Origin of the sequence: Pandoraea soli, from assembly GCF_902459595.1 — a bacterium.
Taxonomy (GTDB): domain Bacteria; phylum Pseudomonadota; class Gammaproteobacteria; order Burkholderiales; family Burkholderiaceae; genus Pandoraea; species Pandoraea cepalis.
Window position 1 is genome coordinate 249,027 of sequence record NZ_CABPSG010000004.1, and the last position, 13,558, is coordinate 262,584.

16 protein-coding genes are annotated in these 13,558 nt (G+C 64.5%); 13 read left to right on the plus strand and 3 right to left on the minus strand.

What is annotated here, in order from left to right; translation table 11 throughout:
- The first annotated feature begins 87 nt into the window (after positions 1–87).
- The 3 genes from PSO31014_RS22385 (at position 88) to ftsB (ending at position 2,111) form a co-directional block, all read left to right on the plus strand.
- The gene (locus tag PSO31014_RS22385; protein ID WP_174976462.1) at positions 88–249 is read left to right on the plus strand and encodes a hypothetical protein; all 162 of its coding nucleotides are present in this window, start codon (positions 88–90) and stop codon (positions 247–249) included.
- Positions 250–323: 74 nt separating this feature from the next.
- Positions 324–1,607 carry a phosphopyruvate hydratase gene (eno, locus tag PSO31014_RS09730; protein WP_150551433.1) on the plus strand — a complete coding sequence of 428 codons (1,284 nt, stop codon included), beginning with the start codon at positions 324–326 and terminating at the stop codon, positions 1,605–1,607.
- A gap of 72 nt (positions 1,608–1,679) precedes the next feature.
- The gene (gene ftsB / locus PSO31014_RS22830; protein ID WP_343039577.1) at positions 1,680–2,111 is read left to right on the plus strand and encodes a cell division protein FtsB; all 432 of its coding nucleotides are present in this window, start codon (positions 1,680–1,682) and stop codon (positions 2,109–2,111) included.
- Between the two features lie 87 nt (positions 2,112–2,198).
- On the opposite strand, the gene PSO31014_RS22390 is transcribed toward ftsB, so the two are convergent.
- The 3 genes from PSO31014_RS22390 to PSO31014_RS09745 form a co-directional block, all read right to left on the minus strand.
- On the minus strand, positions 2,199–2,642 hold the full coding sequence (locus tag PSO31014_RS22390; RefSeq protein WP_174976463.1) for a hypothetical protein: 444 nt from the start codon (positions 2,640–2,642) through the stop codon (positions 2,199–2,201).
- 113 nt (positions 2,643–2,755) lie between these two features.
- The gene (hslO, locus tag PSO31014_RS09740; RefSeq protein ID WP_150551434.1) at positions 2,756–3,691 is read right to left on the minus strand and encodes an Hsp33 family molecular chaperone HslO; all 936 of its coding nucleotides are present in this window, start codon (positions 3,689–3,691) and stop codon (positions 2,756–2,758) included.
- A gap of 168 nt (positions 3,692–3,859) precedes the next feature.
- Positions 3,860–4,384, minus strand: a complete 525-nt coding sequence (locus PSO31014_RS09745) for a gamma carbonic anhydrase family protein (RefSeq protein WP_150551435.1) — start codon at positions 4,382–4,384, stop codon at positions 3,860–3,862.
- Positions 4,385–4,433: 49 nt separating this feature from the next.
- Between PSO31014_RS09745 and PSO31014_RS09750 the strand changes: the two genes are divergently transcribed.
- From PSO31014_RS09750 to PSO31014_RS09795, 10 genes are all read left to right on the plus strand, one after another.
- Positions 4,434–5,378, plus strand: coding sequence for a ferritin-like domain-containing protein (locus PSO31014_RS09750; protein WP_150551436.1), 945 nt, complete (start codon positions 4,434–4,436; stop codon positions 5,376–5,378).
- Positions 5,379–5,459: 81 nt separating this feature from the next.
- Complete coding sequence (locus PSO31014_RS09755; RefSeq protein WP_150551437.1) at positions 5,460–6,350, plus strand: alpha/beta fold hydrolase; 891 nt, start codon at positions 5,460–5,462, stop codon at positions 6,348–6,350.
- 88 nt (positions 6,351–6,438) lie between these two features.
- Positions 6,439–7,296 carry a 3',5'-nucleoside bisphosphate phosphatase gene (locus tag PSO31014_RS09760; protein WP_150551438.1) on the plus strand — a complete coding sequence of 286 codons (858 nt, stop codon included), beginning with the start codon at positions 6,439–6,441 and terminating at the stop codon, positions 7,294–7,296.
- A gap of 12 nt (positions 7,297–7,308) precedes the next feature.
- Entirely contained in the window at positions 7,309–7,935 is a 627-nt protein-coding gene (locus PSO31014_RS09765) for an L-threonylcarbamoyladenylate synthase (RefSeq protein ID WP_130025573.1), read from the plus strand.
- A gap of 73 nt (positions 7,936–8,008) precedes the next feature.
- On the plus strand, positions 8,009–8,674 hold the full coding sequence (locus PSO31014_RS09770; protein ID WP_150551439.1) for a site-2 protease family protein: 666 nt from the start codon (positions 8,009–8,011) through the stop codon (positions 8,672–8,674).
- Between the two features lie 25 nt (positions 8,675–8,699).
- Complete coding sequence (locus PSO31014_RS09775) at positions 8,700–9,902, plus strand: tryptophan--tRNA ligase (protein ID WP_150551440.1); 1,203 nt, start codon at positions 8,700–8,702, stop codon at positions 9,900–9,902.
- Entirely contained in the window at positions 9,899–10,537 is a 639-nt protein-coding gene (locus tag PSO31014_RS09780; protein WP_150551441.1) for a class I SAM-dependent methyltransferase, read from the plus strand. The genes PSO31014_RS09775 and PSO31014_RS09780 overlap by 4 nt, the downstream gene beginning before the upstream one ends.
- Before the next feature lie 15 nt (positions 10,538–10,552).
- Complete coding sequence (gene dapA / locus PSO31014_RS09785) at positions 10,553–11,470, plus strand: 4-hydroxy-tetrahydrodipicolinate synthase (RefSeq protein WP_150551442.1); 918 nt, start codon at positions 10,553–10,555, stop codon at positions 11,468–11,470.
- A gap of 51 nt (positions 11,471–11,521) precedes the next feature.
- The gene (bamC, locus tag PSO31014_RS09790; protein WP_150551443.1) at positions 11,522–12,664 is read left to right on the plus strand and encodes an outer membrane protein assembly factor BamC; all 1,143 of its coding nucleotides are present in this window, start codon (positions 11,522–11,524) and stop codon (positions 12,662–12,664) included.
- 8 nt (positions 12,665–12,672) lie between these two features.
- Positions 12,673–13,464, plus strand: coding sequence for an MBL fold metallo-hydrolase (locus PSO31014_RS09795; protein ID WP_150551444.1), 792 nt, complete (start codon positions 12,673–12,675; stop codon positions 13,462–13,464).
- Positions 13,465–13,558: the final 94 nt, after the last annotated feature.

The window sequence follows — 13,558 nt, forward strand, 5'->3', positions numbered from 1 at the left end:
TTGGCAGCGTGGCGTCGAGTCGTTAAGCTTGTCGCGCAGCGGTCGTCGGAAGTCGCCGCGAGGGCAAGCCCACAAGGAGATGCCCGCGTGCGGTACGCCGAGCGCACCGTCGACATCGATGTCATCCCGCAGGCCGCCGTACCTTATTTCGAGGTGCCGTTTTTTCCCGTCCATGCAGTACCCCGTCGTTGCGCGCTCGAGCGCCGCACCGGCGTCCACGTCAGGGTTCGGCGCGAGCGCCCGACGTGAGCGGGGCAGGTGACGGGCCGCGGCGCGAAGCAGGTTCCCTTTAGCGTTTTTGTCATACAGATACCGAGGAATACATGAGTGCAATCGTAGATATCATCGGGCGCGAAGTGCTGGACTCGCGCGGCAACCCGACGGTCGAGTGCGACGTGCTGCTGGAGTCGGGCGTGATGGGCCGTGCGGCAGTGCCGTCGGGCGCATCGACCGGTTCGCGCGAAGCGATCGAATTGCGTGATGGCGACAAGGGTCGCTATCTCGGCAAGGGGGTGCAGAAGGCAGTCGAGCACATCAATACCGAGATTTCGGAAGCGATCATGGGCCTGGATGCGGCGGAGCAAGCCTTCCTGGACAAGACCCTGATCGAACTCGACGGCACGGACAACAAGTCGCGCCTCGGCGCGAACGCCATGCTGGCCGTGTCGATGGCCGTGGCCAAGGCCGCGGCGGAAGAAGCCGGCCTGCCGCTGTACCGCTACTTCGGCGGTTCGGGCGCCATGCAAATGCCGGTGCCGATGATGAACATCGTCAACGGCGGCGCGCACGCCAACAACAGCCTGGACATCCAGGAATTCATGGTGATGCCCGTGGGCCAGTCGAGCTTCCGCGAAGCCCTGCGTTGCGGTGCTGAAATCTTCCATGCGCTGAAGAAACTCATCGCCGAGAAGGGGATGAGCACGGCCGTGGGCGACGAAGGCGGCTTCGCACCGAACTTCGCATCGAACGAAGAGTGCCTGACGACGATTCAGCAGGCGGTCGAGAACGCCGGCTACCGCATGGGCGACGACGTGCTCCTGGCGCTGGACTGCGCCTCGACCGAATTCTTCAAGAACGGCAAGTACGAGCTGGCCGGCGAAGGCCTGTCGCTGACCTCGGAAGCGTTCGCCGACTACCTCGCCAACCTGTGCGACAAGTTCCCGATCGTCTCGATCGAAGACGGCATGTCGGAAGACGACTGGGCCGGCTGGAAGGTCCTGACCGAGAAGCTCGGCCACAAGGTGCAGCTGGTCGGTGACGACCTGTTCGTGACCAACACCAAGATCCTGAAGCAAGGCATCGAGCAGGGCGTCGCCAACTCGATCCTCATCAAGATCAATCAGATCGGTACGCTCACCGAAACGTTTGCCGCCATCGAAATGGCCAAGCGCGCCGGCTACACGGCCGTCGTGTCGCACCGTTCGGGCGAAACCGAAGACTCGACGATTGCCGACATCGCCGTTGGCACGAACGCGGGCCAGATCAAGACGGGCTCGCTCTCGCGCAGCGACCGTATTGCCAAGTACAACCAGCTTCTGCGCATCGAAGAGGATCTCGGCGACACCGCGTCGTATCCGGGCAAGGAAGCGTTCTACAATCTGCGCTAATTCCGTTTCCCGGGAGGTTGCGCCCCGACGGCTGTCGAGGCGCGCTTCTCGGCATTCTTGCCAGGCGAAAGCATGCGAATGGTGACCTTGGTGCTGGTGCTGCTGCTGGCGGTGATCCAGTACCCGCTCTGGTTCGGCCACGGTGGTTGGCTGTACGTGCACGAACTGCGCGACGAGCTGAGCGCCGAACAGCAGAAGAACGAGCAGTTGAAAGAACGTAACGATCGTCTTGCTGGCGAAGTGCAGGATCTGCAGGACGGCACGTCGGCGATCGAGGAGCGTGCGCGTTTCGAGCTGGGCATGGTCAAGGACGGCGAAGTGTTCGTTCAGTTCGTGGCGCCGGACGGCTCGGGCGGTCCGCAGGCCGCTTCCGCCGCGGGTGCCCCACTGGTCTCGTCGACCGAGCCGGCACACAAGTCGGTCGCGGCGGCGCCCCCGGCAGCGCCGACTTCGTCGCCAGCAAAGCGCGGGGCGCAGGCGGCGCACAAGGCTCGGCATCACTGACCGTCACCGGTACGACGCGCAGACAGTACAACAAAATGGCGTTCCCGCGGGAACGCCATTTTTTATGCCATCTCGCGGTGTCGCAAACTAGAAGCCGATGCCCACACCCACCGATGCGCGTGGGCCGTATCCGCCATATCCGCCTGGTCCGTACCATCCCGGTCCGTACCATCCCGGGCCATACCACGCAGGGCCACCCCAACCACCGTAGAAATACGCGTTGTTGGCGTTGCTGCGCAGCGCGGCTTCGATGGCGCGCTGTGCGCGTTCGTGCTCGATGGTCGCTTCCTGCTCGTCGTAGATGCGCTTGTTCAAGCGTGTCAGGTCCTGCTTCTGGGCATCGGTCATTGCCGGGATGTCTTGCGTCTGCGGCAGACGTGCCGCGGGCGCGTCAGGCGGTGGCAGTTGCGCACAGCCGGCGGCGAGCATCAGGAGCAGCGCGCCGAGGACACCGCGGGCGCCGACGACAAGCCGAGGGGGCCGTTCACGCATGGAGCGTGTAGCGCTGACGTTGAATGCGAGTCGCGGCATGAGCGATGCGCCGAGGGAGATAGCGGGGTGGCGAGCCGAATGACCGCACGCCACATCCCGCATGCGGTGCCTGGTGACGTCGGTCCGGCGCATGCCCGCGGTCTCCGCGTCGCTCAATGTTGTGCGGACGGCGCGGCGTGCAGTTGCTCCGTAAAGAGCTGCGCCGCATCCACCTTGTCGAAACGATAGGTCTGGCGGCAGAACTCACACGCCACTTCAAGATCGGGACGCTCGTCGAATACGCTCATGACTTCTGCTTCGCCGAGCGTGCGCAGCATGTTGGTGACCCGCTCCTGTGAGCACGTGCAGCGAAACGCCGTGACCGCCGGCTCGAACACACGCACCGTTTCTTCCCAAAACAAGCGCTGCAGCAGCGTTTCCCGATCGATGCTCAGCATCTCGTCTCGCTTGAGCGTATTGCCGAGCTGGCAGACGCGATTCCACATGTCCTCGTCTTGCTCGGGCGCACGCTCGGCACCGGTGCCGGCCGTGCCGCCATGGCCGGGCAGCTTCTGCAGCAGCATGCCCACCGCGTGGCGGTCGTCCGACGCGAGCCACAGGCGTGTGTCGAGCTGCTCCGAATGATGCATGTAGTGTTCGAGCACCGACGCCAGATCGGGCAGGGGGCCGTGTTCATCCGACAGCGGCACCACGCCCTGGTAAGGCTGTTGGCCCGGTTGCTTCACGCGCGGGTCGAGCGTAATGGCAAAGCGAGCGCGGCCGTCGACGTTGACGAGCGCTTTGAGGGTCGCGTCGTCGGGGATTTCGCCGCTGTACTTAGCCGTAGCGCGCATCGTCAGGTCGGCGTTGCATTCGACGACGATCATGGCGACCGGGCCATCGCCGTGCAGTTGCAGGATCAGGGCGCCGTCGAATTTGACGTTGGCCGTGAGCAGCGCGGCCGCGGCCATCATTTCACCGAGCAGATGACGTACCGGCGCCGGGTAGTCGTGACGTTCGAGCACGGCGCGCCACGTCGCGTCGAGGCTGACGTATTCGCCGCGCACCGGGGCGGCGTCGAACATGAACTTCTGAAGTTGATCGGACACGGTTGAATTCCTGAAAAATGCGGCAACGGCGGTCGTCGTGGCGGGCCGCGTCGCGCGGTAACGACCGCGCTGATACGCGCCGGATGCTGCACGAACGCCGGTGGTTGGCGCGTCAATACTGCGTAATCTGGGGGCGCGTACCGCATTTTCAACACGCCGGCGGGGCAATCAGCCGATGCGCACCAACTGTTCCTTGAAGACCTGACGGCGCGCCGCATAGCCCTCGGCGTTGCGTTTGAGGTTCGCGACTTCCTCGTCGGTCAGTTCGCGTACGACCTTGGCGGGCACACCCAGAATCAGGGAACGGTCAGGGAACGTCTTGCGCTCGGTGACCAGCGCGCCCGCACCGACCAGGCTGTCGCGGCCGATGACCGCGCCATTGAGCAGCACCGCCTGAATGCCAATGAGCGAGTTTTCGCCCACGGTGCAGCCGTGCAGCATCGCCTGATGGCCGATACTGACGCCGCTGGCCAGCGTGAGCGGGTACCCCGGATCGGCGTGCAGAACGGCACCTTCCTGCACGTTGGTCCCCACGCCGACCTTGATCGGCTCGTTGTCGCCGCGAATCGCGACCCCCGGCCACACGCTGCTGTTCTCGGCTAGGATCACGTCTCCGATGATGCTGGCGGTGTCGGCCACGAAAGCACTCTCGTGGATCTGGGGGGTCTTGTCTCCAAGTTTGTAGATCGGCATGGCGGCTTCGGTTCGCGGTTAAAATCGATGAATTAGCTATTGTAACGTCATGACCGATTTCACTCCCGCGCCCAGCGGCGCTGCCGCGCGCAACGCCGACCCCGGCCATTCCTCCGAAGCCTGCGCCTCCGGCAGCGCGCATCTCGCGTTCACCGGTTCGGCTTGTGCCCGCGAGCACGCGCTTACGCTCCTGCGTCTGTGCGATCCGTATGAGAAGGCCCACGGCGTGACGGCGCTGCGCGACGCAGTGCGAGACGGCCGTGCGCGCTGGCACCCCGAGCGTCACTGCGAGGGGGGCGAGCCAGCAACGCAGGCGCGCGCCGGGGAGGCCGGCATTCCCGGACGTCCCGCCGTGCCCCGGCTGGTGTCGCCGCGCGAGTTGAAGCACCGCGCCGCGACGTCGGTCGAGGGCCGCGCCGCCTTGCTGCACGCGCTCACCCACATCGAATTCAACGCGATCAATCTTGCGCTCGACGCCCTGTGGCGCTTCGACGGCTTGCCTGCCGATTACTACGACGACTGGCTTCAGGTCGCGGCGGAGGAGGCGTATCACTTCTCTCTGCTTGCCCAGCATTTGGAGACGCTCGGCGAACCTTACCGCTACGGCTATTTCCCGGCGCACGACGGCTTATGGGAAATGGCGCGAAGGACGTCCGGCGACTGGCTGGCTCGCCTCGCGCTGGTGCCACGCACGCTGGAGGCGCGCGGGCTCGACGCCAGCCCACCGATCAGGGCCAAGCTGGCGAGCGCGGGCGATGCCGCCGGGGCCGCCATTCTCGATATCATCCTGCGCGACGAAATCGGGCATGTCGCCATCGGGAACCGTTGGTATCGCTGGGGGTGCGAGCGCGCCGGATGCGATCCCATCGAGACCTATGCCCGGCTCGCGGCGCAATATGGTGCGCCGCGTCTGCGCGGGCCGTTCAACCTGGAGGCCCGTCGGGCGGCGGGCTTCGACGACGACGAACTGGCCGCGCTGCAGGCGCTCGCGTAACGGCGTGGCCGATTCGTCATTTTTGACGCTGATAGACTCGGCGTTCCTCAATCGTTTAGATCTTCACTTTCTGCCTGCGCCATGACCGATTCGCGATCCGAATTTCTGACGGTGCGCGGCCTGCGCCACCATGTCCGGCAGTGGGGTACGCCCGGCGCGCCGAAACTGTTCGCGCTGCACGGCTGGATGGACGTGTCGGCATCGTTCCAGTTCGTCGCGCAAACGCTGGCGCAGCGCTGGCATGTGCTCGCCCCGGACTGGCGCGGCTTCGGCCTCACCGACTGGCCGGTGGCGGACGGCCGCTGCGGCAGTTACTGGTTTCCAGACTACCTCGCCGATCTCGACGCCCTGCTCGACGTCTACACGGAGCCCGGCGAAGCTGTCCACCTGATTGGCCACAGCATGGGCGGCAATGTCGCGTGCCTGTACGCCGGGGTGCGGCCCTCACGGGTTCGGCGTCTCGTGAATCTGGAGGGCTTCGGCCTGCCGCCGTCGCAGCCGATCGCGGCGATCCGTCAGCTCGGCCGTTGGCTCGACGACTTGCAGCATGCACCGACGTTGCGCCCCTATGCCACGCTCGACGCGGTGGTGGCGCGGCTGCGCAAGACCAATCCGCGCCTCACGCAGGGGCGGGCGGACTGGCTGGCGCAACGATGGGCACGCCAGGCCCCCGACGGGCAATGGCATTTGCTTGCCGATGCGGCGCACAAGATCGCCAATCCCTACCCCTACCGGCTCGATGAAGCGATGGCGGTATGGAGCAACGTGAGTGCCCCCGTCCTGCATGTGGAGGCAACGGACTCGGACGTGCTGCGACACTTCGTCGGGGCGCAGGGCACGGCGGCGTTCCGGGAGCGCTTCGAGGTCTTTCCGAATTTGACGGAAGCCTTCGTGGACGATGCCGGTCATATGCTGCATCACGATCAACCCGACGTCGTGGCCCGGTTGATCGACGACTTCTGCCGGGAGTGAGGCCGCAGGTCACTCGCGCCGCGGGCACTTGAGCGGTAGAATGAAGGCGTCACAACCACGTCATACGGCGGTGCCGGGCGGACGCGATATGTCATCCCCCCGGCGGCTCATCATGCTTAACGCGGATCTTCATTGTCATTCCCGAGTGTCGGACGGCACGCTAGCACCGTCCGAGGTGGCGCAGGTGGCGTTTGAGGCCGGCGTCGACCTCTGGTCGCTGACCGACCACGACGAGATCGGTGGCCAGCGCGAAGCGCGCGCGGCGGCCGAAGCGCTCGGCATGGGGTACGTGAGCGGTGTGGAGATCTCCATTACGTGGGCCAATCGCACGGTGCATATCGTCGGGTTGAACCTCGATCCCGATAATCCCGCGCTGATCGATGGACTGGCGGCCACGCGCGGCGGCCGGGCGGCGCGAGCCCAGCAGATGAGCGAGCAATTGGCGGCTGCGGGCATTCCGCACGCCTACGAGGGCGCGTTGCGTTTTGTCGGGAATCCCGATCTGATTTCGCGCACGCACTTCGCCCGGTATCTGGTGGCGATCGGCAAATGCGCGTCGGTTTCCGATGTGTTTTCGAAATATCTTGCGGAGGGGCGTCCAGGCTACGTGCCGCACCGCTGGGCCACGCTGGAGAATGCCGTGACCTGGATCCGCGGGGCGGGCGGCATTGCCGTCGTGGCGCACCCGGGCCGCTACAAATTCACGCCGCTCGAATTCGGGGTACTGTTCGATCAGTTCCGCGAACTGGGGGGAGAGGCCATCGAAGTGGTGACCGGTAGCCATACGCCGGATCAGTACCGCGAGTATGCCGACGTCGCACGCCGCTACGATTTTCTGGCGTCGCGCGGCTCGGATTTCCATGGACCGTCCGAGAGCCGCGCGCTGCTCGGCAAGCTGCCTGCGCTGCCCGACGATCTCACCCCGGTCTGGAGCCGCTGGCAGTAACTTTCCGACGCTATGTCGCAATTCTTCCAGATCCATCCGGAAAATCCTCAGTCACGACTCATCAAGCAGGCCGCCCAGATCATCGATAAGGGCGGCATCGTGGCGTTGCCGACCGACTCCAGCTACGCGATCGCCTGTCACATCGACGACCGGCAGGCCGTCGAACGCCTGCGTCGTATTCGAGGTCTCGACGACAAGCAACTGCTCTCGCTCCTGGTCCGCGATCTCTCGGAGCTGGCCGAGTTCGCCATGGTGGATAACCGGCAATACCGGTTGATCAAGGCGACGACGCCGGGGCCCTACGTGTTCATTCTCGAAGCGACGAAGGAGGTGCCACGCCGGCTCTCGCATCCGTCGCGAAAGACGATCGGTCTGCGGGTGCCGGATCATGCCATCACGCTGGCGCTGCTCGAGGCGCTGGGGCAGCCGTTGCTCGCCACCACCCTGATTCTGCCGGGCGAAACCGAACCGCTGAACGACCCCGACGAGATTCGTGAGCGCCTGGAAAAGCAACTGGACCTGGTGATCGACGGCGGGGCCTGTCCTAAAGAACCGTCCACGGTGGTCGACCTGACGGTGACGCCGCCCGAGGTGCTGCGTCGCGGTCGCGGCTCGCTGGCGCCGTTCGGCCTGTCGTGACGGGGCGCGCGTCGCTCGCTTTGCAATACGCGGTAATACTGGCGTGCGGGTCGGCTTGCTACAATACTCGGCTATGAATGCAGACCTGATCCAGACCGTTGCGGTCTACGCGCTCCCCGTCCTCTTCGCGATTACGCTGCACGAGGCCGCGCACGGCTACGTCGCGAAGTATTTTGGCGACCCCACGGCGTATCTGATGGGACGCGTGACGCTCAATCCCCTCAAGCACATCGATCCGATCGGCACGGTGCTCGTGCCGCTTGCCCTCTATTTCATGACGAGCGGGGCGTTTCTGTTCGGCTATGCCAAGCCGGTGCCGGTGGCGTTCGGCAGCCTGCGCAATCCGCGCGTCGATACGATCTGGGTGGCGCTGGCCGGTCCGTTGTGCAACTTCGTCCAGGCGATGCTGTGGGCCGTTTTTGGCGTGGGGCTGCAAATCGCCGGCGTTCACGAGCCGTTCTTCATGATGATGGCGCAGGCCGGTCTTCTGGTGAACCTCGTGATGTGCATGTTCAACCTGTTTCCGGTGCCGCCGCTCGATGGCGGCCGCGTGCTCGTGTCGCTGCTGCCGGCGCGCGCAGCCTATCGCCTCTCCCGCGTCGAGCCCTACGGGTTCTTCATCGTGATGGCCCTGGTGGTGAGCGGTGTGCTGGGCCGCGTCTGGCTGTGGCCGCTGATTCAGTGGGGGCGTGACTTCATCGTCTGGATGCTCACGCCGCTGTTGTCGCTGATTTCCTGAAGTTTTTGCAGAATATAACGAGACCATGTATCCCGAACGCGTTTTCTCCGGCATGCGACCGACCGGTCGTCTCCACCTCGGCCATTATCATGGCGTGCTCAAGAACTGGATTCAGCTTCAGTCGGAATACCCGTGCTACTTCTGCGTGGTCGACTGGCACGCGCTCACCACGCACTACGAGACGCCGGAAGTCATCGAACAGAACGTATGGGACGTGCTGATCGACTGGCTCGCCGCAGGGATCGATCCGAATCAGGCCACGCTCTTCATCCAGAGCAAGGTGCCCGAACATGCGGAGCTGGCGCTGCTCATCGGCATGAGCACGCCGTTGGGGTGGCTCGAACGCGTGCCGACGTACAAGGAGCAGATCGAGAAGCTCAGGGAGAAGGATCTCTCGACATACGGCTTCCTGGGATATCCGGTGCTGATGGCCGCCGACATTCTGCTCTACCGCGCGCTTCACGTGCCGGTGGGGGAGGATCAGGTGCCGCACGTCGAAATGACGCGCGAAATCGCGCGCCGCTTCAACTATCTCTACGGCCGCGAAACCGGTTTCGAGGAAAAGGCATTGGCGGCCGCACGCAAACTTGGCGGCAAGCGCGCGAAGCTGTATCTCGAACTCCGGACGGCATACCAGGAGCAGGGCGACGACGAGGCGCTCGAACAGGCACGCGCGATGCTCTCCGAGTCGCAGTCGCTGTCCATGGGCGACCGCGAGCGGCTCTTCGGCTATCTCGAAGGCGCGCGCAAGCTGATTCTGGTCGAGCCGCAGGCGTTGCTCACGCCGGCGTCGCGCATGCCGGGACTCGACGGTCAGAAGATGTCGAAGTCGTACAACAACACCATTGGCTTGCGCGAAGACGCGGAATCGATCACCAAGAAGGTGCGCACGATGCCGACGGATCCTGCGCGCGTGCGTCGTACCGATCCGGGCGACCCGGAGAAGTGTCCGGTGTGGCAACTGCATCAGGTCTATTGCGACAACGACACGCGCGATTGGGTGCAGAAGGGGTGTCGCAGCGCCGGGATCGGCTGCATCGAGTGCAAGCAGCCGGTCATCGAAGGCATTCTGCGCGAGCAGCAGCCGATGCTCGAGCGCGCCCAGAAGTATGTGGACGATCCGTCGCTGCTGCGCGCCATCGTGGCCGATGGATGTGAGAAGGCGCGACGGTCTGCGCAGGAGATCATGCGCGACGTGCGTGAAGCGATGGGGCTGCAATATTCATGACGAACGCGGTCGCTCCCGGCGTGCTGCAAGGCGGTAGTGCGCACGGTACTGGCGCGCCGTCGCCGTGGCTGGTGCGCTGGGCGCATCTGATGCCGTCGGGCGGCCGCGCACTCGATCTGGCCTGCGGTCAAGGACGCCACGCGCGTTGGCTCGCGTCCCGCGGCATGCACGTCATCGCCGTGGATCGCGACGAGGCGGCGCTTGCCACGATGTCAATGCTGGCGAACGTGACGACGCTGACGGCCGACCTGGAAGGCGCGCCGTGGCCGTTGGCCGAGGGCGAGCGCTTCGATGCCGTCATCGTGACGAACTATTTGCATCGGCCGCTCTTCTCGCGTATCGCGGCCAGCGTCGCGCCGGGCGGCGTGCTGATTTACGAAACCTTTGCGCAGGGAAACGAACGGTACGGAAAGCCGTCCAATCCGCAGTTTCTGTTGGCGCCCGGTGAATTGTTCGACGTGGCGCGCGAGGCCGGCCTGCGTGTGGCGGGTTTCGAGGATGTTACGTTGGCGGCGCCGCGTGCGGCGTGCGTGCAGCGCGTGTGCGCCACGCGTGCCGCCCCCGGGGAAAACCCCGGCAATGCCGCCCTGTACGAGCCGGCGGCGGAATCCGCTACAATCCACCCTTATCGCTGAATTGTTCGATCAACCATGACTACCCAAACTCCGATGCAAGGCAGTATCGTCGCGATTGTCACCCCGATGGCAGAGGACGGCAGCCTTGACCGTGAAGCACTGCGTAACCTGATCAACTGGCACGCCGACGAAGGCACCGACGGCATCGTGATCGTCGGCACGTCGGGCGAATCGCCGACGGTCAACGTCGAGGAGCACTGCGAACTCATCGAGATCGCCGTGCAGCAAGCCGCGCAAGCCGGCGAGTCGCGCGGCCGCAAACTGCCGGTCATTGCCGGCACGGGCGGCAACTCGACGGCGGAAGCCATCGAACTCACGAAGCATGCGAAGCAGGTGGGCGCCGACGCGTCGCTGCAGGTCGTGCCGTACTACAACAAGCCCACGCAGGAAGGCCAGTACCAGCACTTCCGCGCCATTGCCGAAGCCGTCGAGCTGCCGGTCATTCTCTATAATGTGCCCGGCCGTACCGTGGCGGATGCCAGCAACGACACGCTGCTGCGTCTGGCGCAAGTGCCTGGCATCGTTGGCGTGAAAGACGCCACGGGCAATCTGGATCGCGGCATTGACCTGATCCGGCGTGCCCCGAAGAGCTTCGCCGTATACAGCGGCGACGACCTGACGGCTGTTGCGCTCATGCTGATGGGCGGTCAGGGTAATATCTCGGTCACTGCCAACGTGGCACCGCGTGCGATGCACGAGTTGTGCGTGGCTGCGTTGGCCGGCAATGTGGCCAAGGCACGGGAACTGCAATTCCAGTTGTTCGAACTGCACCGCGCCATGTTCGTCGAAGCCAATCCGATCCCCGTGAAGTGGGCGCTGCAACAGATGGGCATGATCGCGTCGGGCATCCGCCTGCCGCTCACGCCGCTGGCGCAGCCCTACCACGACACGGTGCTTGGTGCCCTCAAGTCGGCCAACATCGCCGTTGTCTAACCTGTCGTTCCGGCACCCGGGTTCGATTGCCCACCCCTTTTTTTGCGACTCATGAAACGAATCGTCAGTAATTCCGTAGCTCGTCCCGTGCTGGCATGGGCCGCTATTGCCTCGTTGGCCCTCGTCGCCGGATGCAGTTCGCTCTCGAGCGCCTTGTCCTCCGACAAGGTCGATTACAAGAACTCGAAGACCGGCCCCTCGCTTGACGTCCCGCCGGATCTGACGAACGTCCAGGCGACCGACCGGAAGTACGTGTCGCCGGCCGGCATCGCCACGCTGTCGACCTACGAGAACCAGCAGAAGGTCGTCGCGGCCAACCCGACGGACACGGTGCTGCCGGCGGTGCCGGGCATGAAGGTCGTGCGCGACGGCAACGAGCGCTGGCTGGTGATTCAAAAGGCACCGAGCGACCTGTGGCCGACGTTGCGTGAATTCTGGCAAGAGAACGGCTTTGTGCTGACGATCGATTCGCCGGACACGGGCGTGATGGAAACCGATTGGGCGGAAAACCGCGCCAAGCTGAATCAGGACATCATCCGCGATCTGCTCGGCAAGGTGCTCGACAGCCTGTATTCGACCGGCGAACGCGATCGCTTCCGCACGCGCGTGGAACGTGATCCGAATGGCGGTACGGACGTCTACATCACGCACCGCCGCATGGTGGAAGTGTTCACGAACGCGCAGAAGGACACCACCAAGTGGGAGCCGGCGCCGAACGATCCGGGTCTCGAAGCGATCTTCCTGACCAAGTTGATGCAGCGCTTTGGCGTGCAGGCCGATCAGGCCAAGGAGCAAGTCGAAGGCGCCAAGGCGGGCGGCCCGTCGAGCCAGATCGTGAAGACGGCCGACGCCGCGTATCTCGACATCAACGAGCCGTTCGATCGGGCCTGGCGCCGTGTCGGCGTGGCGCTCGATCGCGGTAACTTCACCGTGGACGATCGCGACCGCGAGAAGGGCATTTACTTCGTGAGTTACGTGGATCCGGCATCGCTGGCGAAGGACAATGGTTTCTTCTACAGCTTGTTCCATGCGAAGGAAGTGCAGGACAGCAAGAAGGCCAAAAAGCTTAGCGTGAACGTTCAGGGGCGCGGCGATAACCAGAGCCGTGTGCAGGTGCTCGACGATAAGGGTAACGTCGATAACTCGCAGATCGCACAGACGATCATCAATGTGATCGGCAACCAACTCCGTTAAGGCGGGGCGTGCGGTTCGCCAGTCTTGGCAGTGGCAGCGAAGGTAATGCCCTGCTGGTGGAGGCGTCGGAAGGCGCCTCCACGACACGCATTCTCCTCGATTGCGGTTTCTCGATGCGGGAGGTCGAGCGGCGCCTGACGGCACGCGCGATCGATGTGGCGTCGCTCGACGCCATTGTCATCACCCACGAACATGCCGACCACATCGGCAGCGCACTTTCCCTCACTCGCAAGTACCGGATTCCCCTCATCATGAGCTGGGGAACGGGGCAGGCCGTCAAGGTCCACACCACGCTCAAGGGCGAGGGTGACGCCGCACTCGTGCGCTGGTGCCGTGCCGAGGAGCGGCTTGCCGTGGGCGATATCGAGCTTCATCCTTACACGGTGCCTCACGACGCGCGCGAGCCGCTGCAGTTCGTGTTTTCCGACGGCGCGCGCCGTTTGGGTGTGCTCACGGATGCGGGGTGCGCGACGGCGCATCTGGTCGCAGCACTGGGTGGCTGCGATGCCCTGGTGCTCGAGTGCAACCACGACCGCGACATGCTGGCGAACAGCAAGTATCCACCATCGCTCAAGGCGCGCATTGGCGGTACTTATGGGCATCTGGCGAACGACTCGGCGGCGGAGATTCTGGGCGCGATCGACCGGAGGAAGCTGCAGCGCGTGATCGGTGCGCATTTGAGCGAGCAGAACAATACGCCCGAGCTGGCGATGGCGGCGATGGCGTCAGTCATCGGCTCAGCGGCGACCGAGATCCTCGTGGCGACGCAGGCGGGGGGCTTTGATTGGCTGACGTGCTAGCGATGCAGGGCGTGCCGGGAAGCGGGCAGGGTGCCTGAGTTGGACGCGAAGCGTTGCGACAAACAAAAAAGCCGGTCGAAAGACCGGCTTTTTT